This window comes from Ochrobactrum sp. P6BSIII (genome assembly GCF_014138065.1).
GTDB lineage: Bacteria > Pseudomonadota > Alphaproteobacteria > Rhizobiales > Rhizobiaceae > Brucella.
The window spans coordinates 140,037-159,849 of the sequence record NZ_JACGXB010000003.1; the positions used below are offsets into that span (position 1 = coordinate 140,037).

Genomic DNA, 19,813 nt, shown 5'->3' on the forward strand with positions numbered 1-19,813 from the left:
GATATGAAGGACGTAACGATGAAAAACATCCTCAAGAGCTTCGCTGCCTTTGGTATCGCTCCGCTGGTCGCACTTGGTCTTTCCATGAGCGGTGCCTTCGCTGAGGAGGGCGGCAATGCGGCGGAACCGACGCATTTCCCGATCCACCATCCAAAGCAGGAAAAGTGGAGCTTTGCCGGCCCGTTCGGCACCTATGACAAGGGTCAGCTGCAACGCGGTCTGAAGGTCTATAAGGAAGTATGCTCGGCCTGCCATTCCATGAACCTGGTGGCCTTCCGTACGCTGGAAGACCTCGGCTATTCGCCGGAACAGGTGAAGGCACTGGCTGCCGAATACGAAGTGCAGGACGGCCCGAACGGCGAAGGTGAAATGTTCACCCGCAAGGCGTTGCCGACCGACCATTTCCCGGCGCCATTCCCGAATGCGGCCGCTGCTGCGGCTGCAAACAATGGTGCGGCTCCGCCTGACTTTTCGCTGATCGCCAAGGCGCGCGCAGTGGAACGCGGCTTCCCGCAGTTCATCTTCGACATCTTCACGCAATATGCCGAAGGTGGCCCGGACTACATCCATTCGCTGCTGACTGGCTTCGATGAGCAGCCGCCAGCGGGCATGCAGATTGCCGAAGGTACGCACTATAATCCGTACTTCATCTCGGCAAAAGCGCTTGCCATGGCCAAGCCGCTCAATGACGGTCAGGTGACCTATGATGACGGCTCGCCGCAGACGGTGGACCAGTATGCGCGTGACGTTTCGGCTTTCCTGATGTGGGCAGCAGAACCGCATTTGGAACAGCGCAAGCGCACTGGCTTCCGGGTGATTGTGTTCCTGATTCTCTTTGCGGGTCTGGCCTATATCGCCAAGCGGTCGATCTGGTCTGATGTGAAGCACTGAGCAATCAGCTGATCTTTGAAAAGAGGGCGCCCGAAAAGGCGCCCTTTTTGTTTGTGGGGCTGCTGATTTACAGTCGATGGCGGCCAGACCCGCCGCCAGAGCTGCCGTTTTGCTCGCTCATGCGCGAATAAGCTTGGCGTGGCTGCGATATCGTGATTGAAAAGAGCGTAACAGCCAGAGGCGTCTTGATCGCCTTGCCGGGCGCGTTGACGAGGAAGGGATGCAGGTCACGGGACCGCTCTCCAGTCGAGGCGTTCCGTCGTTGCTGAAAGTTCAAATTGAAAGGACCGACAATGGAATCCGGGCTCAAAGCCACCTTGAAGGATGCCATCAGAACCATTCCGGATTATCCTAAGCCCGGCGTGCAGTTCCGCGACGTAACGACCCTTATGGGCGACGCGCAGGCATTCCGCCGCTCGGTCGACGAACTCGTCTATCCTTTTGCCGGTAACAAGGTGGATAAGGTTGCAGGCATTGAAGCCCGCGGCTTCATTCTTGGCGGCGCCATTGCGCACCAAATCTCCGCTGGTTTCGTGCCGATCCGCAAGAAGGGCAAGCTGCCCCGCGATACGGTGCGTATTGCCTACAGCCTTGAATATGGCATCGACGAAATGGAGATGCATCGCGACGCAATCGAGAAGGGCGAGCGCATCATCCTCGTCGACGATCTGATTGCTACCGGCGGTACGGCGGAAGCCGCTGCCAAGCTGTTGTTGCAGATGGGGGCGAACATCGTTGCCGCCTGCTTCATCATCGATCTGCCGGACCTTGGCGGACGCAAGAAGCTGGAAGCGCTCGGCGTGCCCGTGCGCACGCTGGTTTCATTCGAAGGCGACTGAGGGCGAAGTTTTACAAAGGATGTTGCGATGACTTTGACGATCGGGTTTCTGATATTTCCATCCATTCAGCAACTCGATCTGACAGGGCCGCACGACATTTTCTCGTCGGCGGAAGGAACGGATGTTCTCCTGATCTGGAAAGATCGCAATCCGGTCATTTCCTCTTCGGGACTTACCTTTGTCCCCACGGCTACATTTGATGATTGCCCGCCGCTGGATGTCATCGGCATTCCGGGCGGAGGTGGTGTAAATCCACTATTGACGGATACGGTCGTGCTGGATTTTGTGCGCGAGCAGGCGCGCAATGCACGCTATGTCACCTCCGTGTGCACGGGTGCCTTGGTTCTTGGCGCTGCAGGACTCCTGACGGGGAAAAGAGCGACGACTCACTGGAATGCGATGGATTTTCTGGAGCATTTCGGTGCGATACCGACCAAAGGACGCGTCGTGCAGGACGGCAATATCATCACGGCAGGTGGCGTCACGTCGGGGATCGACTTTGGACTGTCTATTCTCGAAGAGCTATTCGGGCGGGCGGAAGCGGAAACCGTGCAACTGACACTGGAATACGCACCTGCACCTCCATTTCATTCCGGAACGCCCGATCAGGCGCGACCTGAAATTCTGGCGCTTGGACGCGAACGCCTCGCCGCATCCAGAGCGGCGAGGGAGGCGATTTTCGCCAAATGGCCAAAGCAATGATTGGCCTTATTGGCTTATGGCAGCTTGACCATAGCCGCGTTTTCGAACGACAGCACTTCCTCGCCATTCTGGTTGAAGGCGCGGCTGCTCATCGCCAGCATCGACCAGCCCGGGCGCGAAGCGAGCGGGCGCAGCGCATGGACGGTGCGCTTATAGGTGATGGTATCTCCGGCATAGACCGGCTTTGACCATTTCAGGTTTTCGAAGCCGGGCGAGGGCCCGAAAGTCGGCGGCGTCTCGCCGCGCTTGAGCGCGTCCTTGGTTGCCTGCACGATGGAGGCGACGTTCAGCTTCATGAACACCGCTGTCGTGTGCCAGCCAGAGGCGCACAGGCCGCCGAACAGGCTGTTCTTTGCAGCTTCAGCATCGAGATGAAACGGTTGGGGATCATATTTCGTGGCAAAGTCGATGATCTCTTCGGCGGTGAATGTATAGCTGCCGATGTCCAGTTCCCGACCGAGATTGTCTTCAAGATAGCTCATCACGCACCCGCCTTGGCTTCGGCTTCCTGTGCCGCGTCGTAGTCACGGCGTCCCATCATGCAGGGATGCTGCATTTCGCACACGGTTTCGCCGCGCTGATTGACCAGCGCGTGATGCAGCGTGACGAAACCGATTTCCGGGCGGCTCTTGGAAAGGCGGCGGTCGATGACCGTGGAAACACCGCTCAGCGTATCGCCGGCGAGAACCGGGCGCTTCCAGCGGGTGAATTCAACACCGGGGCCGCCTTGTGATGTGGAGTTGGTGAGAAAGGCGTCGCAAACGAGACGCATGATCAGCGATACGGTCTGCCAGCCTGAGGCGGCAAGGCCGCCAAGCACGCTGGCCTTGCCTGCTTCTTCATCGAGGTGGAAGGGCTGCGGATCGAATGCGCTTGCGAATTCGATGATCTCTTCCTTGTTGATCGTGCGCGGACCGAAAGGGATCTTCAGTCCCGGCACCATATCCTCATAGGCGTATTTCAGCTGGGGCTTGCTCACCCTCGATCTCCTCCAAACCGGTTTCCGGAAATGCTCTAAATATGCAAAGGCCGCCGGGATACGGCGGCCTGATCGTATCAGGTGTTGAAGCGGAACAGCATCACATCGCCGTCATGGACGATGTATTCCTTGCCTTCGTCTCTGGCCTTGCCCGCTTCCTTGGCGCCGACTTCGCCGTTGTATTTGACGTAGTCTTCATAGGCGATGGTCTGGGCACGAATGAAACCGCGCTCGAAATCGGTGTGGATCACACCGGCAGCGCCGGGAGCCTTGGTGCCGCGACGGATGGTCCAGGCGCGGGTTTCCTTCGGTCCGGCGGTGAAATAGGTGATGAGGTCGAGAAGCTTGTAACCGGCACGGATCAGGCGGTCGAGGCCCGGTTCCTCAAGGTCCATGCTCTCCAGATATTCCCTGGCTTCCTCATCTGGCAGCTGGGCAACTTCTGCTTCGATGGCAGCGGAGATGATGACCGTCTGCGCACCTTGTTCCTCGGCCATCTTTTCGACGGCAGCGCTATACGCGTTACCCTTGGCAGCATCGCCTTCGGCGACATTGCAGACATAGAGCACAGGCTTGGAAGTCAGAAGGTTCAGACCCTTCAGCGTCAGCAGGTCTTCTGCTGCGATATCCTTCAGCATCAGGCGAACCGGCTGGCCATTTTGGAGCAGCTCAAGCGCTGCTTCCATCACCGGCAGAATGGTGAGGGCTTCCTTGTCCTTGCCGGTGGCGCGCTTGCGGATCTGCACGATGCGGCGTTCGATGCTTTCAAGGTCCGACAGCATCAGTTCGGTTTCAACCGTCTGTGCGTCCGATACGGGATCGATGCGACCTTCGACATGGGTGATGTCGTCATCTTCAAAGCAGCGCAGCACATGCACGATGGCATCGACTTCGCGGATATTGGCAAGGAACTGGTTGCCGAGACCTTCGCCCTTCGAGGCTCCGCGGACGAGGCCCGCAATGTCAACGAAGTTGATGCGGGTCGGGATGATTTCCTTTGACCCGGCGATCCTGGCCAGCTCGTTCTGGCGCGGATCCGGAACTGCCACTTCGCCGGTGTTCGGCTCGATGGTGCAGAACGGATAGTTTGCGGCCTGTGCGGCGGCCGTTTTGGTCAGCGCGTTGAAAAGCGTCGACTTGCCAACATTTGGCAGACCGACGATGCCGCATTTGAAACCCATGATCGTACCTGTCAGACTAGAATAGAGTTACCGTCGCTATGCGACATTGAGGTGTGAAGCGTCAAGAGGCGGAGCTGTCGCGGCCTTTGGAACGGCTTATTTTTACGCATTCTCCCACGCAAAACCGCTTCGCGCTTTTGCTGGAAATGCTTCAATCCTTCTTGCCCAGCAGCTTTTTCAGCATTTCAGCCATCGGGCCGCTTTCAGGAATGACCGGTTTCTTCTGGTTCTGCCGCGCCTGACGGATATGGCTCTGCGCCTTTGGCGGAGCCTTATCCAACTGCGCGGGATCGGCTTTGAAACCGCTTGGCCGCTGATTGCCGTCGCCCATGGCAAGCGCAATGCGGTTCATGAAGCTGTTGTCGTCACCCGGCTTGGCAAGCAGGCTCACATTGTCGGCGACAGCGCCCAGAAGCGTGTCCAGCCATTCATTGTCGGCCTTGGCAAAGTCGCCGAGGACATAATTATGCACGAGTTCCTTCGCGCCCGGATGGCCGATGCCAAGCCGCATGCGGCGATAATTCTTGCCGCCGGGGAAGGACTGGACATGCGCGTCGATGGATTTGATGCCGTTATGGCCGCCGGAGCCGCCGCCGGTCTTGATGCGCAGCTTGCCCGGAATAAGGTCGAGTTCGTCATAGATGACGACGAGGTCGGCAGAGGTGAGCTTGTAAAAGCGCATGGCCTCGCCGATGGACTGGCCCGAGAGGTTCATAAAAGTCTGCGGCTTGATCAGCAGCACTTTTTCGCCGTCGATCACGCCATCGGCGATTTCGGCCTGAAACTTCTTCTGCCAGTTGGAAAAGCGATGGCGGCGGAATATTTCATCCGCCGCCATGAAACCGATATTATGCCGGTTATGCGCATATTTGGGGCCCGGATTGCCAAGACCTGCGATGAGCAGCATGGTTCAGAGCCCCTAAAATGCGGAAAGCGATTATTCGCCGTCCTTGGCTTCTTCTTCAGCGCCTTCAGCAGCAGCTTCGTCCGACTTCAGGCCGGCAGGAGCAGCAATGGTGGCGATGGTGAAGTCGCGGTCCTGAATGGCAGCAGACACGCCCTTCGGCAGCTTGATTGCCGAAATGTGGACGGAGTCACCGATTTCAAGGCCGGTCAGGTCGAATTCGAGCGCTTCCGGAATTGCATTGGCCGGAACGATCAGTTCAACGTCGTGACGAACGATGTTGAGAACGCCGCCGCGCTTGATGCCCGGTGCAGCTTCTTCGTTCTTGAAGTGAACAGGAACGTTCACGTGAACGACCGACTTTGCGGAAACGCGCAGGAAGTCGACATGCTGCGGGAAGTCGCGGACTGGGTCCATCTGGTAGTCCTTCGGGAGGACCTGAATCTTCTTGCCGTCTACTTCGACCGTGGCAACCGTGGTCTTAAAACCACCGCCATGAATCTTGTAGTAGATCTCCTTATAGGAGACGGCGATTGCGAGGGGCTCCTGCTTGTCGCCATAGATGACTGCAGGAATCTGGCCGTTGCGACGCAGTTCGCGGGAGGACCCCTTACCAACCCGGGTACGCAGATCGGCCTTGAGCACGTAAGATTCGCTCATGGCATTTCCTTTCAAAGTTATTGGAGTGTCGCTCGTTGTAATTTTTGCGCCTGATCTTGACCGAAAACCGGTTTCCACTTTTCGGGATCATGCTTCAACAAACAACATGAAACAGCCCGTATCGTCTGTCACAAGGTGAAAGACCGGACCGCTCCATTCCGCGTTGCCTCCAAGGGTGTCTACGCGGATGGCGGTGGCTATAGACCATAGCGTGCAACAGCGCAAGTTTTTTGGCCTGCCAGCGATTGCCGCGCCCGGCATCTGTGGGCATTTCTCATAACCGGTGGCATTGGCTGCGTCAAAGATGTTAAGCGAATGCCTGATCGACCGCTGGCCTGGCCGTGCGAGTCGTCTGTTCCTGTCATTTTCAATCAAGGAGGCGAGATGCAGGTCGGTATCGACATGGGTGCTGTTGCTGGAAGCGGTTCTGCCTCGGCAGCGGCGCTTGGCGGTGGCAAGCAGGCCATGCTTGATCTTGAGGAGCTTCTCGCCACGCGCCTGCTCGTTCAGGGCAATTCCGGCTCCGGCAAGTCGCATCTTTTGCGCCGCCTGCTGGAGCAGAGCGCGCAGTGGGTGCAGCAGTGCATCGTCGACCCGGAAGGGGACTTTGTCACGCTGGCTGATCTTTACGGCCATGTCGTCGTTGATGCTGCCCGCACCGAAGCCGAATTGACCCGCATTGCCGGACGTATCCGCCAGCACCGTGTTTCGGTGGTGCTCAATCTGGAAGGTCTCGATGTCGAGCAGCAAATGCGCTCGGCAGCGGCTTTCCTTGGCGGTCTTTTCGATGCCGAACGCGATTACTGGTATCCGATGCTCGTGGTCGTGGACGAAGCACAGCTTTTTGCGCCTGCCGCCGCTGGTGAAGTGTCCGACGAAGCGCGCAAGCTATCGCTCGGTGCGATGACGAACCTCATGTGTCGCGGGCGCAAGCGCGGACTGGCCGGTGTCATTGCCACGCAGCGTCTGGCCAAGCTTGCCAAGAACGTGGCTGCTGAAGCCTCCAATTTTCTCATGGGCCGCACCTTCCTCGATATCGACATGGCCCGCGCCGCCGATCTGCTCGGCATGGAGCGCAAGCAGGCGGAAATGTTCCGCGATCTGGAGCGCGGACATTTTGTGGCGCTTGGACCGGCACTCTCACGGCGCCCGCTGCCGATCCGCATCGGCAAGGTGGAAACCTCCGCGCGTTCGTCATCGCCGAAGCTCATGCCGCTGCCCGATGCGCCGGAAGATGCGCTCGATCTGATCTTTACGCCTGCGCCGCAGGAAATCCGCACCGTTGTGCGCCGCACGCCTCCACCACCACCGCCGCCATCCACGGCGGAAATTCTGGCGCAGGTGGCCAAGCCGAAGCCCGAGGCAGAACCGGTCGAAGCGCCGCTCTTTCCGGGAATCGTTGAAGCGGAACGCGACGAGCTACTCGATAAGGTCATGCGCGAGATTGTGGATGATCCGGAGGCCTCGTTCCGGTCTGTGGCCGTTCTCTATCAGGATTTTCTGGTGCGCTGCCGCATTCACCGCGTTCCGGGCGAACCGCTGGCCTTGCCGGCCTTCCGCCGCAGACTGGCGGTGGCGCAGGCCAGCATTGAAAGCGATGTGGCCAGTGGCGAAACGTGGCAGCAGGCGCTGTCACTGTCGGAAAGCCTCACCGACGATGTGCAGGGCGTGTTCCTGATCGTCGCACAGGCGGCGGTAACCGGTGCGCCTTGTCCGTCCGATGCGGCGCTGGCCCGCGCCTATGGCACGCACTCGTTCAGCCGCGCCCGGCGTTTGCTGACCTACTTCGAGGAGCGCGGACTTCTCGTTGTCCGTAATGATTTCAAGGGAATGCGCATTGTCAATTTCCCTGATCTTGCTTGCGAAACGGCACCGGGTGATCCCAACGCTCCGGACGATCTGGCGGAAGAGGGCGCAGCCGCCGAGTAGGGCCAAGTTGCTGCCTGTGAAAACTGTCATGAACCTGTAATGATCCTCGCCGACAGCTTGCGAAACGGATCATTCAGGGCAGCAGCGTGACAGAGCCAGTAAAGCAGCCAGGTTTCAAAGAACTCTTCGCGACTTTCGGCAAAGTGGGTCTGCTGTCGTTCGGCGGCCCCGCCGCCCAGATCGCCATGCTGCAACGCATCATCGTGGATGAGAAAAAATGGATGGATCAGGAACGGCTGATCCATGCGCTGAACTTCTGCATGTTGTTGCCCGGGCCGGAAGCCATGCAGCTTGCGACCTATTCGGGCTGGGCAGTCAAAGGCTGGCGCGGCGGCCTGCTGGCAGGGCTTCTGTTCGTGCTGCCCGGCGCTATCGTGATGCTTGCTCTCTCCGCACTTTATATTGCATTCGGGCATGTGGAGATGGTGGCAGGCTTGCTGTTCGGCCTCAAGGCAGCGGTGCTGGCGGTGGTGTTTGAAGCGCTTTACCGCATGGCGAAACGCACACTTGCTTCCGGTTTTTCTTATGCAGTGGCGATTGCAGCGTTTATTGCCATAGCGCTTTTGAAACTGCCGTTTCCGCTCGTCGTTCTGCTGGCAGCTCTAGCAGGCGGCTTGCGCCATATCGTTCAGGGCAGCGGGGCGGGCACTGGTTTGGGCGAGGCGACGCCCGGCGCATTGCGCGAGTTCACGCAGCAAACGCTGGTCTGGGGCGGGCTTTGGCTCGCGCCGCTCGTTCTTCTTTATCTGGCGTTCGGCGGCACGCATGTCTTCGTGCAGGAAGCGGCGTTCTTCTCCAAGCTGGCGGCGGTGACTTTCGGCGGCGCCTATGCCGCGCTGTCCTATACGGCGCAACAGGCGGTCGAGCATTTCGGCTGGATGAAGCCCGGCGAAATGCTGACCGGGCTTGGGCTGGCCGAAACTACGCCGGGACCGCTGATCCTCGTGCTGGTTTTCGTTGGCTTTGTGGGGGCCGCAAACCTGTCGGGCCTGCCGCCGATTCTGGGCGGCCTTGTCGGCGGCATCATTGCGCTGTGGTTTACCTTCGTGCCGTGTTTTCTATGGATTTTGGCGGGCGCACCCTTCGTGGAGCGGCTGCGTCAGGTGCGCTGGCTTTCGGCCATGCTGAGTGGCATCACGGCGGCGGTCGTGGGCGTGATCGCCAATCTGGCGCTGTGGTTCTCGCTGCATGTGCTGTTTGCACAGGTGCTGGATAAGGCAGTCGGGCCGTTCAGCGTGCCTTTGCCCGTCTGGAGCACAATAGACAATGCCGCCGTCCTGATCGCAGGCGCGGCGGCATTGTTGCTTGTCGTTCTGAGGCTCAACATGCCGCTGGTGCTGTTGCTCGCGGCATGCCTCGGAATTGTGATCCGTTTGATATTTTAGTCGAACAGGCTCGAAACGGATTCTTCCGCTGCCGTACGCGCAATGGCTTCGCCGATCAGATCGGAGATAGAGAGCACGCGGATATTCGGTGCATCGTTGATCGCAGTGGTCGGCTGGATGGAATCGGTGATCACCAGTTCCTTCAGCTTCGAAGAGGCGATACGGGCAACCGCGCCGCCGGACAGAACGCCATGCGTGATGTAAGCGGTGACGCTGTTCGCGCCCTTGGCCAGCAGGGCCTCGGCTGCGTTGCAGAGCGTGCCGCCGGAATCAACGATATCGTCGAACAGCAGACAATCTTTGCCAGCCACTTCACCGATGACGTTCATGACTTCCGATTCACCTGGACGTTCGCGGCGCTTGTCGACGATGGCGAGCTGCGCGTCGATGCGCTTGGCCAAGGAGCGGGCGCGAACCACGCCGCCGACGTCCGGCGATACGACCATGCAGTTGCCGGTTGCGTAGTTGGCCTTCACGTCACGTGCGATAACCGGAACGGCATAGAGATTGTCGGTCGGGATATCGAAGAAGCCCTGAATCTGACCGGCATGAAGATCAAGGGTCAGAACGCGGTTTGCACCGGCTTCGGTGATGAGATTAGCAACCAGCTTTGCCGAGATCGGCGTGCGCGGGCCGGGCTTGCGGTCCTGACGGGCATAACCGAAATAAGGCAGGACGGCGGTGATGCGGCGCGCCGACGAACGGCGGAAGGCGTCGATCATGATGAGCAGTTCCATCAGGTGATCGTTTGCCGGATAGGAAGTCGATTGCAGAACGAACACGTCTTCGCCGCGCACGTTTTCCTGAATCTCTACGAAAATCTCCTGATCGGCGAAGCGGCGAACGCTAGCCTTGCCGAGCGGGATGTTGAGATATTTAGCAACGGATTCGGCAAGTGCCCGGTTGGAGTTGCCTGCGAAAAGTTTCATTCTTTTTGCCTCTGAGCCGATGCGATAGGTTTGCGGTTTCGTTCTGTCGCAAAAAGTCCGTATAACGGACGTAATCTTGTTTCGCGCATGGACCGCAACGATGCGGGGCCCAGCAACGTCATCCTTTAAAAACTTTAAAGCCGCGTACTTTTGGCCGGTCAGGTTAAGTACAGCAGCTTACAAGGTTTTCTCGAATGTGCGGCCTATTGCAAAGAGTCATCGTCATTGCAAGGCCCGACTGTTCACAATTGTTGAAAAAGGCCGGATTTCCGGCCTTTCCGCGTGTCAAAAAGCGGGGATTCAGTAAGGGATTTCAGTTCCTTGCTGAAAATGCTCATAGTTTATGCGCGATTTGCCGCAAGCCACGTAGAATATTCCTGCATGGTGCGGTCGGCGATGGCCTGCATCGTGGCGGGCTGCACCACGCTCCATGAGTCTGCCGCTGCACCTTGCACTTTCTCCTGCCCCTGAATGCGGTGCAACCGGTTGCCGGAAGCGTCCAGCACATCCCAGACATAGAGCACGGTCGTCTGGTTGTCTTCCGAGAGAACCGAGAAGTACCCCTTCATGACATAGGCAGCACTCGTGTCATTGGCGCCTGCCAGCTCCACGCCCTTGGCCTTGGCATCGTCATTCATGCGATGCGTCAGCGGCGTCACGACATTGACGGGCGCGCCGACAATAGGCGCAATGTGCAGCTTGCCCGGCTTCAGCGTCGCCGTGCGCCCCGGTGTGGTCGCAGGCGTTGTGGTTCCAGGGGTCGTCACAGCGCCCGGCGTCGTTGCCTGACCGTTAGCCGGTTGTCCGGCGGTCTGGCCGACAGCCTGGCCTGTGGCTTGGCCAGAGGCTTGGCTTGTGTTTTGGCCAGAGCCCTGCACGTTCAGTGCGGATTCGGTGCTGTTGCAGGCAGCGAGCGCTCCGGCAAGCAACAGCATCATCGAAATATGTGCCTTGTTCATGTTCGGCTTCATGCTCCTGAAAACGCATAGTCCTGAAAATACAGGCGGTTCTCACGTCAGGCCGATTTATCGCCGATCGTGGGCCGTTTGACAATGATGTCAGGCGATAAGCATATCAAGAGAATGGCGGGATAATGGCTGAGCCGCACCATTTGTTGTGAGGTATGTCTGTCCAAGCGTCATTGCAGCGCCGCTGTCGGAATCCATGATGATCATATGCGCGAAGAGCGTCATATCCGGCTGAATGCTCTCCGGATTGCCTGCATAGAACATTTGCGGGTCCATCCATGACGGTGTGAAGCGCGCGCCGACCGAGTAACCGCACGCATTCAGGCGGTGGCGTGTCAGCCCGTGTGCCTCCATGGTGCGGGCATGGGCGTCGAATACATCACCGAATGTTGATGCCGGTGTCATTGCCGCCTCGACGGCTTCCAGCGCCTCGCGGGCAGCATCGTAGAGCTTGACGTGGTGCTCTGTCGGCTGGCCGATCAGGATCGTGCGCATCATCGGCGCGTGATAATGGCGGAACACACCCGACCATTCGAGCGTGAGCTGGTCATTGGCATCGAGCGTGCGGCGACCGGATTTATAACGGCAGAGCAGGGCGTCTTCGCCGGAACCGATGATATATTCATTGGCCGGATAGTCACCGTCGCCGGCAAAATTGGCGCTCATCATCGCGGCCAGAATATCGGCTTCGCTTGCGCCGGCCCGTGTGGTCTTCAGCGCTGCGTCGAGCGCGTCGTCGCCCAGCTGCGCCGCGCGCCTGGCATAGGTGATTTCCGCCGGGCTTTTCAAAAGGCGCAGGCGGTCCACCATACCGGACGCATCGAACAATTTGGCAAAGCTCTGCAATTGCTCGTCGAGCCTGCGGGCATTTGCGCCAGTGAGGCCATGGGTCTGGTATTCGATACCGATACGGGTGCCGAGCAGATCAAGCTCGGTCAGGATAGTGCGCAGGTCCGCTGCCGGATTGGCATTGTCGCGGTCGGTCCAGACGACGATGTTCTCGATATTCGAGGTCTGGCGCGCCTGACGTAAATCCGCCGAGCGCGTCATCAGCACCATCGAACCGTCGGCCTTCACCACAAGGCATTGGAAGAAGCAGAAGCCGAACGTGTCATAGCCCGTCAGCCAGTACATGCTTTCCTGTGCGAACAGCAGGAGAGCATCGAGCTTTTCCTCCTCCATCTTCAAGATCAGACGGTCGCGGCGTGCGGCGAATTCTTCCGGCTCGAAGTGAAGGGCCATGCGGTTCTCCTCAAATGGAATCTTTGGCAGCGACGATAGCAATGGCTGCAATCTGGCGTCCGTAATCCGACTCTTTGCGGTGGGTGGTACGCCGGTAGGAAAAGAACTGGTCTTCATCGGCATAAGTGCACTGGCGAAGGGAGCTGGCCTGTACGCCAGCCTTGGTCAGGCGGTCGGTGATGAAGGTCCACAGATCGAAAAGCTTGTGATCCGGCTTGTCCGAAGCGCGGAAATAGCGCGCATAGGCAGGGTCCTTGCTCAAAAACTCTGCATAGAACTCCGGTCCGACTTCATAATTGTCGGGACCGATTGTCGGCCCGAGGACCGCGACGATGTTCTCGCGCTTTGCGCCAAGACCGATCATGGCGTCGATGGTATTTTCCAGCACACCGCTGAATGCACCGCGCCAGCCCGCATGGGCGGAACCGATGACACCGGCCTCATGATCGGCAAACAGAACCGGACCGCAATCGGCAGAAAGCGCGCCGAGCGCAATGCCGGGAACAGTGGTCACCATGGCATCGGCCTTGGGGCGTGGCGAATCGAAAGGCGCGGTCACATGCAGCACATCGGGCGAATGAACCTGATGCACGGTCAAAAGATGATCCGGCGCAACGCCAAGCGATTCTGCCACCCGGCGGCGGTTTTCCGCGACATGTTCTGCCACGTCATCCGATCCGGCACCGACATTCAGCCCGGCATAGATACCATCTGAAACGCCGCCTTTGCGCGTGAAAAAGCCGTGCGCAATGCGCTTCCCGGCCTGACCGGCGGGCTTGTCGAGCAGAGGCGAGCGGAGCGGTTGCGGCGTGTCAGTCATGATGTATTGGCCTTGTTAGACCGAGCATGATCCGGAAAAGTGGGAACCGGCTTTCCGAAAAGATCATGCTCAGACGAGTGGATCGGGATGGTGGGGGAGGCAGGTTGTCTTGTCAATTGCAGCTTTTTGAAGAGCAAATGACGGTCAGGCTGTCTCGAAAGGAATGAGGCGGGTGTCGCGGTCGCTGAATGCCAGCACCTTGAACAAGGTGCCCATCTGATCGGGCGCTGCCAAACGCTCCACATCCTGCCGGATCTTTTCCTGAAAGGCGGCATCGCGCCCGGTGCCCAGACGGCCTGCGCGGTCGAGCAGCCCCATAGCCAGCAAAAACTCGCCTTGCGTCATGGTGCCGGTCTTGCAGCCAGAGGCGCGTGCAGCCTGCCCAAGAATGTCGAAATCGACATGGTTGGTCAGGTCGGCAATGCCTGGATGGGCAAAAACATCGTCATAGCCATGTTTAAGCATGGCTTGCAGCGTGTCGCCAAAGCCGGATTGCAGATGGCCATAATCGATGTTGAGTGCCGCGCCGCGCGTCGTTGCAATACGTTGCGCGATTTCCTGCAGCAGCGCAGTTCGCGCCGGGGCCGCCTCGAAGATTGTGCCTTCGGGCGTCTGTGCATGGTCTTCCGGCAAAAGCGCCGGGTCGATCCCGCCCGCGCCGCTGACGAAATGGAACTGATCCTGATCATCAAGCCCTATCAGCCGTTCCACGAAACGTCCGTTGGACTTCACGAACTGCCGGAACGGGATGGCGTCGAACAGCTCATTCGATACGAGGATCAACGGTGCATCGGGCGTATCGGCGTCAACATCTGTAAAGCGTTCGAACCACGTGACGGATACGCCCAAATCGGCCAGCTTTTGTTTCTGCTTTTCGACAAGGCGTGCGCTGGTCTCGACCATGGCGACACGCAGGCCCGGCAGCATTTGAGGCGCAAGCTTGCTGATCGTGCGCAGCATATCGCTCATCAGCGTGCCGCGCCCGGGGCCGATTTCGCACAGCACGGTGTTGGCCGGGCGACCAAGCGCGTCCCATTCTGCGACGCACCAGATGCCGATCAACTCGCCGAACATCTGGCTGACTTCAGGTGCGGTGATGAAATCGCCCTCGCGGCCAAAGGGTTCGCGGGTCGTGTAATAGCCGGAATCGCGGTCGCCCAGACAGGCGGCCATGTAATCGGCGACGCTGATCGGCCCCGTTGTGGCGATCAGCCGTTTCAGCCGGTCTTTCAGCGTTGTCTCAGGCATCTTTGGCAGCTGCGCGGTTGGCGCGCCACATGGCCCACAGGCCGATCAGCACCATTGGCACCGAAAGCACCATGCCCATGGTCAGCCAACCGCCGACCAGATAGCCGAGCTGCGCATCCGGCTCGCGGAAGAACTCGACCGCGATGCGGCTGAGGCCATAGCCGGTCACGAATGCGCCTGCGATGAATCCGGGCTTCTTCAGCTTGCGACCAACCCAGACCAACAGGAACAAGACGAAGAACAGGACGAAACCTTCGAGGAAGGCTTCGTAAAGCTGGCTTGGATGGCGCGGTAGCGGCCCGCCATTCGGGAAATAAACGGCCCATGGGGCATCGCTGACACGGCCCCAGAGTTCGGAATTGATGAAGTTTGCAACGCGCACTACGCCGAGGCCGACCGGCACACCGGCAGCAACCACATCGAACATGCTCCAGACCCTGATGCCGCGCGAGCGCGCAAACAGGATCATGGCGATGGTGGTGCCGAGAATCCCGCCATGGAACGACATGCCGCCGTCCCAGACCGCGGGAATGGCGATCGGATTGGATATATAATAGGAGAAATTATAGAAGAGCACATAGCCGATGCGACCGCCCAGAACGACGCCGAGCGCTGCCCAGATGACGAAATCGTCGAGCGCTTCGGGCGCCATGGGCGGCTGGTTATGCGCCCAGAGGCGATGGCTGCGCAGAAGCTTCTTGCCATACCACCACGCGAACATGATGCCGACGACATAGCCGAGCCCGTACCAGTGCACGGCCAGCGGTCCGATGGAAAAGATCACCGGGTCAATATTCGGAAAGGCGAGGGCCGAAGCCGGCAGCAACGTCTCTATCATGAAATCACTCCATTTTGTGACGGAACATGCTGGACGAACCGGTTACGGTCAAGCTGTCCTGCTCCATGTCTGTCATCGCCTAGAGCACGTTCCGAAAGGTGCAAAGCGGTTTTCGGGTAAGACGTGCGTTAAAACAAAAAGCCAGAGCGGTTACGACGATTCAATCTTCACGGAAACCACTCTGCCAACATGATCACTTTCTATAGCTGCGCTTGCATCGGAACTGAGACGGCCCTATTTCCATTTTATGTTTTCAACAGGTCTCTCCTGGAAATAAGGAACGATTGCCATGACCAGCGGACAAAACCGGGTTCTCGATGAACTCGCCAAGCTTGTGACGGATGCGGCAGGCGCGGCGCAAGGCGTGCGCCGTGAAGTGGAAACGGCTCTGCGTTCGCAAAGCGAGCGCGTGCTCAACACGCTTGACGTGGTGCAGCGCGAAGACTTCGAAGCGGTGCGTGAAATGGCCATCAAGGCGCGCGCCGAAAACAGTGCGTTGCTGGCAAGAATCGAAGCACTTGAAGCACGTCTTGCCAGATTCGAAGGCGATTCCGATGCCAAACCGGCAAAATCGGCCTCCTCATCGGCAAAATCCAAAAATAATTCCTGATTATTTATTAACAGGCCGCGGGCGGTAAAAACCCTTGTCTTAGAGTCGCTTAAGGCAATGCTCGCGGCCAGCCCCTTTCATGTTTCCACATGCTTTCATGTCTCTTTTCTGAAAAGGGACTGGCGTTCAGATTCAGCATCAATAGACTGAAAACACTACATGATTCGAAGTGTGGTCATGTAGGCGGCGGCGAGGGGCTGTAGTTCTAGTTTTCGCGTCTTCAGGCTGCTTTCCAGTATCAGTTGCGTATGTGCGTGTGCCATTGAGGCGCTTGCATGCTGTTTGGCATGCCGGTTCCTCGACCGATCAATTCGTGCCTGTTTTTCTGCGCTCGGTTCTTGCGCGGCGGCGGGTGCGGGCGAGCAATTCTTGCGCGCCGGGAATTTGAGACATCCGGCTTGAGGGTGTCTCACAGAACAGGAAACGGACATGAGCCTTCTTGAGCTTGAATTCGCACGCGAGGCGCATCCGGTGGATGTGATCGAGCAGGTTGCGCATTCAAACGACTGGACATTCGAGCGGACTGGCGACGATGAAATCGCAATTTCGGTTGCGGGCAACTGGACTGATTATCACATCTCATTTTCCTGGATGGAAGATTTCGAGGCGCTGCATCTGGCTTGCGCATTCGACATCAAGGTGGCAGAGCCGCGTGTAAACGAGGTGATGCGCCTGCTTTCGCTGATCAACGAAAAGCTTCTCATGGGGCATTTCGATCTCTGGCAGCAGGAAGGCGCCATCATGTACCGCCAGTCGCTTTTGCTGGCAGGCGGTGCAGAACCGACGAGCCGTCAGGTGGAAGTGCTGCTGGCCGCAGCGCTCGAAGCTTGCGAAACCTATTTCCAGGCCTTCCAGTTCGTGGTCTGGTCGGGTGTCAGTGCGCGCGAGTCGCTGGAAAGCGTCGTGTTCGAAACAGTCGGACGCGCCTGATCAGGATCAACAGATAGCCCGGCGGGACAAGCGCCGGGTTATGCTTGGAACGACGAAAGCGGACGGATATGAGCGAAGACGCAACAATCACCTGGGCTGATTTCGAGAAGGTCGATATCCGTACGGGTACGATTGTGGAAGCGGTGCCCTTTCCGGAAGCGCGCAAACCTGCTTACAAGCTGAAGATCGATTTCGGCGAGAAGATCGGCGTGAAAAAGTCTTCCGCACAGATCACCAAACATTATCAGGCGGAAGAGCTGATCGGCCGTCAGGTGTTGGCCGTGGTGAATTTTCCGCCGCGCCAGATTGGACCGTTCATGTCGGAAGTGCTGACGCTGGGCTTGCCGGACGAAGCCGGTGAAGTCGTCCTCGCGGCCATCGACAAGAAAGTGCCAAACGGCGGCAAGCTCTATTAGAGCGTAATAATTTCACGATTAAAAACACGCGCTGCCGCTCCCTCATCCTGAGGAGGTTCCTGAGCTTGCGAAGGAGCCGTCTCGAAGGACGAGGGTGGTCTTTTGCCTTTTCCTTCGCCCTTCGATCCTTCGACACGCGCAGGATGAGGAGCCCTTCGACATGCTCAGGGTAAAGAAACGGCGTCAGTCTCTGTCACGCCGGAATGTGAATGATGGCGCGCAGGCCGCCGGTCGGGGCGTCTGCCAGTGTAATGTCGCCGCCATGGCTGCGGGCAATATCGAGCGCGATGGCAAGGCCAAGGCCGCCTGTGCCACCCGAATCCTGCGTTCTGGCTTCATCCAGCCGCACGAAGGGCTTGAACACATCTTCGCGCCGATCCTCGGGAATGCCCGGTCCGTCGTCATCCACCACGACTTTCAGCCAGCCGTCCTCATGCGAGATTGAAAGCTCGACATTCTGCGCATGGCGGAAAGCGTTGGACACCAGATTGCTGACGAGGCGCGAGAAGGCGTTGGGGCGAACATGGATTTCACTGTCGCCGTCGATAGAATATTTGAACCCGCGCTCGCGCAGGCGCGCTTCGTTTTCAAGCTTCTCGCACAGCCGCTTCACATCGTAGCTTGCGGTTTCTTCCGCACCTTCGCCGCGCGCAAAGGCCAGATAGCCCTCCAGCATGGTCTGCATATCGGCGATGTCCTGATTGAGCGGTTCGACGTCAATCGAGTGGCCGGCCAGCGCCAATTGTAGCTTGAAGCGGGTGAGAATGGTCCGCAGATCGTGGCTGACGCCCGACAGCATCGCCGTGCGCTGCTCGATCTGGCGCTCGATGCGGGAGCGCATCTGGATGAAGGCGATACCAGCCTTGCGTACTTCTTCCGCGCCGTGCGGCTTGAAACCTTCCGGCATGGAACGGCCCTTGCCGAAACTCTCGGCAGCGTCTGCCAGTTGCTGGATCGGCTTGATCTGATTGCGCAGGAAGGCAATGGCGATGATGAGAAGCACAAGCGCGGTGCCCACCATCCAGGTCAGGAAGATGCCGGTATTGGACGCATAAGCCTGACTGCGGCGGGCGAAGACGCGCAGCACCTTGTCGTCGAGCTTGATGCGGATCTCGATCAGGTCGGAATCGCCCACCGTATCGACCCAGAAGGGCCGATTGATCTGGCGGGTGATCTCTTCGCTGAGGAAGTAATCCAGAATGGCGAAGAACGGCTTCGGCCCCGGTGCGGGCAGGGGATCGGGCGGCAGGATCGAGATATTGAGCGCCAGACGCTGCTGCGCGAGGCGGATCAGATTGTCGTAACCCGGTTCCTGCGGATAGGTTTCGAGAATGTCGATGATCGCCGAAATATCGCGCACGACAGCCGTCGAAAGCCGCTCGGTCACCATCTGCCAGTGCCGTTCCATGAACACATAGGCGATCACGGATTGCAGCAGGACCATCGGGGCGATGATGATGATGAGCGACCGCGCATAGAGGCCTTTCGGCATCCGGCGCGCCAGCCAGCGCGAGAGATTTTTCCAGAGCGTCATCGTCTCAGAACGTCCCAAACAGCGGCCGGTTGCGTCAAATCACAACTATTCGATGCTGAGCTTGTAGCCGATGCCACGCACAGTCTGGAGCCAGACCGGGTTGGCTGGGTCCTGCTCGATCTTGCGGCGGAGACGGTTGATCTGAACATCGATAGTGCGCTCGCCGACATCGCCGTCCTGTCCGGTCAATTCATGACGTGGAATGGTTTCTCCCGCGCGTTCCGCGAAGATTGCCATAATGTCCTGCTCGCGATCCGTGAGCTTGATGGTTTCGGTGCCCTTCTTCAATTCACGGCGTGGAATGAAGAATGTGTAAGGCCCAAACACGATCTGTTCGATCTTGGGCTGGGCAGGCGGTGCGCCGCGGCGCAGAATATTGTTGATGCGTAGCGTCAGCTCGCGCGGATCGAACGGCTTCGGCAGATAATCGTCTGCGCCTGCCGACAGACCATCGATGCGGTTGTCGGTTTCCGACAGCGCGGTCAGCATCAGGATCGGTACGTTCTTTTGTTCGCGCAGCGAGCGGGTCAGCGAAACGCCGGTTTCGCCGGGCATCATCACGTCGAGAATCAGAAGGTCGAAGTCGATGCCTTCCAGCTTGCGGCGCGCTTCGGCAGCGCTTCCGGCAATGGTGACGCGGAAGCCGCTATTGGTCAGATATTGCGAAAGCAGGCTGCGGATTCGCGTGTCGTCATCGACAACGAGCAGATGCGGGGCGTCATCCGAGAGTGTTTTTTGTTCTTCTGCGGTCATGGCGTCTTTCGATCCCATTCAGTTTCTGTTCGCTGACGACACAGGGCCGTCGGAC

At 58.6% G+C, this 19,813-nt stretch carries 21 protein-coding genes; 8 read left to right on the plus strand and 13 right to left on the minus strand.

The window, feature by feature from the left end:
* Positions 1-18: 18 nt before the first annotated feature.
* The 3 genes from FHW00_RS04995 (at position 19) to FHW00_RS05005 (ending at position 2,432) form a co-directional block, all read left to right on the plus strand.
* A complete protein-coding gene (locus tag FHW00_RS04995) occupies positions 19-891 on the plus strand; it encodes a cytochrome c1 (RefSeq protein ID WP_176168315.1) in 873 nt (290 codons plus the stop codon).
* Positions 892-1,184: 293 nt separating this feature from the next.
* Complete coding sequence (locus FHW00_RS05000; protein WP_078338752.1) at positions 1,185-1,730, plus strand: adenine phosphoribosyltransferase; 546 nt, start codon at positions 1,185-1,187, stop codon at positions 1,728-1,730.
* A gap of 27 nt (positions 1,731-1,757) precedes the next feature.
* On the plus strand, positions 1,758-2,432 hold the full coding sequence (locus tag FHW00_RS05005) for a DJ-1/PfpI family protein (protein ID WP_078338751.1): 675 nt from the start codon (positions 1,758-1,760) through the stop codon (positions 2,430-2,432).
* Positions 2,433-2,446: 14 nt separating this feature from the next.
* On the opposite strand, the gene FHW00_RS05010 is transcribed toward FHW00_RS05005, so the two are convergent.
* The 5 genes from FHW00_RS05010 to FHW00_RS05030 form a co-directional block, all read right to left on the minus strand.
* Positions 2,447-2,914: a MaoC family dehydratase gene (locus FHW00_RS05010; protein WP_078338750.1), complete on the minus strand. Its 468-nt coding sequence runs from the start codon at positions 2,912-2,914 to the stop codon at positions 2,447-2,449.
* The gene (locus tag FHW00_RS05015; RefSeq protein WP_078338749.1) at positions 2,914-3,411 is read right to left on the minus strand and encodes a MaoC family dehydratase; all 498 of its coding nucleotides are present in this window, start codon (positions 3,409-3,411) and stop codon (positions 2,914-2,916) included. Before FHW00_RS05015 ends, FHW00_RS05010 begins: the two co-directional genes overlap by 1 nt.
* Before the next feature lie 77 nt (positions 3,412-3,488).
* Positions 3,489-4,592, minus strand: a complete 1,104-nt coding sequence (gene ychF / locus FHW00_RS05020) for a redox-regulated ATPase YchF (protein WP_078338748.1) — start codon at positions 4,590-4,592, stop codon at positions 3,489-3,491.
* 151 nt (positions 4,593-4,743) lie between these two features.
* Positions 4,744-5,499 carry an aminoacyl-tRNA hydrolase gene (gene pth, locus FHW00_RS05025; RefSeq protein WP_078338747.1) on the minus strand — a complete coding sequence of 252 codons (756 nt, stop codon included), beginning with the start codon at positions 5,497-5,499 and terminating at the stop codon, positions 4,744-4,746.
* 30 nt (positions 5,500-5,529) lie between these two features.
* Positions 5,530-6,156, minus strand: coding sequence for a 50S ribosomal protein L25/general stress protein Ctc (locus FHW00_RS05030; RefSeq protein WP_078338746.1), 627 nt, complete (start codon positions 6,154-6,156; stop codon positions 5,530-5,532).
* Between the two features lie 384 nt (positions 6,157-6,540).
* On the opposite strand from FHW00_RS05030, the gene FHW00_RS05035 reads away from it, so the two are divergent.
* Positions 6,541-8,085, plus strand: a complete 1,545-nt coding sequence (locus FHW00_RS05035; RefSeq protein WP_078338745.1) for an ATP-binding protein — start codon at positions 6,541-6,543, stop codon at positions 8,083-8,085.
* An 86-nt stretch (positions 8,086-8,171) separates the two neighbouring features.
* Positions 8,172-9,470: a chromate efflux transporter gene (gene chrA, locus FHW00_RS05040; protein WP_078338744.1), complete on the plus strand. Its 1,299-nt coding sequence runs from the start codon at positions 8,172-8,174 to the stop codon at positions 9,468-9,470.
* On the opposite strand, the gene FHW00_RS05045 is transcribed toward chrA, so the two are convergent.
* The 6 genes from FHW00_RS05045 to lgt form a co-directional block, all read right to left on the minus strand.
* Positions 9,467-10,399, minus strand: coding sequence for a ribose-phosphate pyrophosphokinase (locus tag FHW00_RS05045; RefSeq protein ID WP_078338743.1), 933 nt, complete (start codon positions 10,397-10,399; stop codon positions 9,467-9,469). The two genes, chrA and FHW00_RS05045, sit on opposite strands and share 4 nt — an antisense overlap.
* A gap of 341 nt (positions 10,400-10,740) precedes the next feature.
* Positions 10,741-11,370 (minus strand): hypothetical protein, encoded by a 630-nt coding sequence (locus FHW00_RS05050; RefSeq protein WP_078338742.1) that lies wholly within the window; start codon positions 11,368-11,370, stop codon positions 10,741-10,743.
* An 87-nt stretch (positions 11,371-11,457) separates the two neighbouring features.
* Complete coding sequence (locus FHW00_RS05055) at positions 11,458-12,609, minus strand: M24 family metallopeptidase (protein ID WP_078338741.1); 1,152 nt, start codon at positions 12,607-12,609, stop codon at positions 11,458-11,460.
* Between the two features lie 10 nt (positions 12,610-12,619).
* Positions 12,620-13,429 carry a peptidoglycan editing factor PgeF gene (gene pgeF, locus FHW00_RS05060; RefSeq protein ID WP_078338740.1) on the minus strand — a complete coding sequence of 270 codons (810 nt, stop codon included), beginning with the start codon at positions 13,427-13,429 and terminating at the stop codon, positions 12,620-12,622.
* A 144-nt stretch (positions 13,430-13,573) separates the two neighbouring features.
* The gene (locus tag FHW00_RS05065; protein WP_078338739.1) at positions 13,574-14,677 is read right to left on the minus strand and encodes a class I SAM-dependent methyltransferase; all 1,104 of its coding nucleotides are present in this window, start codon (positions 14,675-14,677) and stop codon (positions 13,574-13,576) included.
* Complete coding sequence (lgt, locus tag FHW00_RS05070; RefSeq protein ID WP_078338738.1) at positions 14,670-15,515, minus strand: prolipoprotein diacylglyceryl transferase; 846 nt, start codon at positions 15,513-15,515, stop codon at positions 14,670-14,672. Before lgt ends, FHW00_RS05065 begins: the two co-directional genes overlap by 8 nt.
* A gap of 289 nt (positions 15,516-15,804) precedes the next feature.
* Here lgt and FHW00_RS05075 point away from each other — a divergent pair, with 289 nt between their 5' ends.
* The 3 genes from FHW00_RS05075 to FHW00_RS05085 all read left to right on the plus strand — a co-directional run bounded on the left by FHW00_RS05075 (position 15,805) and on the right by FHW00_RS05085 (position 17,471).
* Positions 15,805-16,125 carry an accessory factor UbiK family protein gene (locus FHW00_RS05075; RefSeq protein WP_078338737.1) on the plus strand — a complete coding sequence of 107 codons (321 nt, stop codon included), beginning with the start codon at positions 15,805-15,807 and terminating at the stop codon, positions 16,123-16,125.
* 429 nt (positions 16,126-16,554) lie between these two features.
* Entirely contained in the window at positions 16,555-17,055 is a 501-nt protein-coding gene (locus tag FHW00_RS05080) for a type III secretion system chaperone family protein (RefSeq protein WP_078338736.1), read from the plus strand.
* Positions 17,056-17,123: 68 nt separating this feature from the next.
* A complete protein-coding gene (locus FHW00_RS05085) occupies positions 17,124-17,471 on the plus strand; it encodes a tRNA-binding protein (protein ID WP_078338735.1) in 348 nt (115 codons plus the stop codon).
* A gap of 193 nt (positions 17,472-17,664) precedes the next feature.
* Here the strand turns inward: FHW00_RS05085 and FHW00_RS05090 are convergent, their stop codons facing one another.
* On the minus strand, positions 17,665-19,005 hold the full coding sequence (locus tag FHW00_RS05090) for an ATP-binding protein (protein WP_078338734.1): 1,341 nt from the start codon (positions 19,003-19,005) through the stop codon (positions 17,665-17,667).
* Positions 19,006-19,050: 45 nt separating this feature from the next.
* Positions 19,051-19,758: a response regulator gene (locus tag FHW00_RS05095; protein ID WP_078338733.1), complete on the minus strand. Its 708-nt coding sequence runs from the start codon at positions 19,756-19,758 to the stop codon at positions 19,051-19,053.
* Between the last annotated feature and the right edge of the window lie 55 nt (positions 19,759-19,813).

Excerpts from the sequence above, each read along its gene's own strand:
- FHW00_RS04995 (WP_176168315.1), top strand. The coding sequence starts at position 19 with ATGAAAAACATCCTCAAGAGCTTCGCTGCCTTTGGTATCGCTCCGCTG.
- FHW00_RS05000 (WP_078338752.1), top strand. The coding sequence starts at position 1,185 with ATGGAATCCGGGCTCAAAGCCACCTTGAAGGATGCCATCAGAACCATT.
- FHW00_RS05005 (WP_078338751.1), top strand. The coding sequence starts at position 1,758 with ATGACTTTGACGATCGGGTTTCTGATATTTCCATCCATTCAGCAACTC.
- FHW00_RS05010 (WP_078338750.1), bottom strand. The coding sequence starts at position 2,914 with ATGAGCTATCTTGAAGACAATCTCGGTCGGGAACTGGACATCGGCAGC.
- ychF (WP_078338748.1), bottom strand. The coding sequence starts at position 4,592 with ATGGGTTTCAAATGCGGCATCGTCGGTCTGCCAAATGTTGGCAAGTCG.
- pth (WP_078338747.1), bottom strand. The coding sequence starts at position 5,499 with ATGCTGCTCATCGCAGGTCTTGGCAATCCGGGCCCCAAATATGCGCAT.
- FHW00_RS05030 (WP_078338746.1), bottom strand. The coding sequence starts at position 6,156 with ATGAGCGAATCTTACGTGCTCAAGGCCGATCTGCGTACCCGGGTTGGT.
- FHW00_RS05035 (WP_078338745.1), top strand. The coding sequence starts at position 6,541 with ATGCAGGTCGGTATCGACATGGGTGCTGTTGCTGGAAGCGGTTCTGCC.
- FHW00_RS05045 (WP_078338743.1), bottom strand. The coding sequence starts at position 10,399 with ATGAAACTTTTCGCAGGCAACTCCAACCGGGCACTTGCCGAATCCGTT.
- FHW00_RS05050 (WP_078338742.1), bottom strand. The coding sequence starts at position 11,370 with ATGAAGCCGAACATGAACAAGGCACATATTTCGATGATGCTGTTGCTT.
- FHW00_RS05055 (WP_078338741.1), bottom strand. The coding sequence starts at position 12,609 with ATGGCCCTTCACTTCGAGCCGGAAGAATTCGCCGCACGCCGCGACCGT.
- pgeF (WP_078338740.1), bottom strand. The coding sequence starts at position 13,429 with ATGACTGACACGCCGCAACCGCTCCGCTCGCCTCTGCTCGACAAGCCC.
- FHW00_RS05065 (WP_078338739.1), bottom strand. The coding sequence starts at position 14,677 with ATGCCTGAGACAACGCTGAAAGACCGGCTGAAACGGCTGATCGCCACA.
- lgt (WP_078338738.1), bottom strand. The coding sequence starts at position 15,515 with ATGATAGAGACGTTGCTGCCGGCTTCGGCCCTCGCCTTTCCGAATATT.
- FHW00_RS05075 (WP_078338737.1), top strand. The coding sequence starts at position 15,805 with ATGACCAGCGGACAAAACCGGGTTCTCGATGAACTCGCCAAGCTTGTG.
- FHW00_RS05080 (WP_078338736.1), top strand. The coding sequence starts at position 16,555 with ATGAGCCTTCTTGAGCTTGAATTCGCACGCGAGGCGCATCCGGTGGAT.
- FHW00_RS05085 (WP_078338735.1), top strand. The coding sequence starts at position 17,124 with ATGAGCGAAGACGCAACAATCACCTGGGCTGATTTCGAGAAGGTCGAT.
- FHW00_RS05090 (WP_078338734.1), bottom strand. The coding sequence starts at position 19,005 with ATGACGCTCTGGAAAAATCTCTCGCGCTGGCTGGCGCGCCGGATGCCG.
- FHW00_RS05095 (WP_078338733.1), bottom strand. The coding sequence starts at position 19,758 with ATGACCGCAGAAGAACAAAAAACACTCTCGGATGACGCCCCGCATCTG.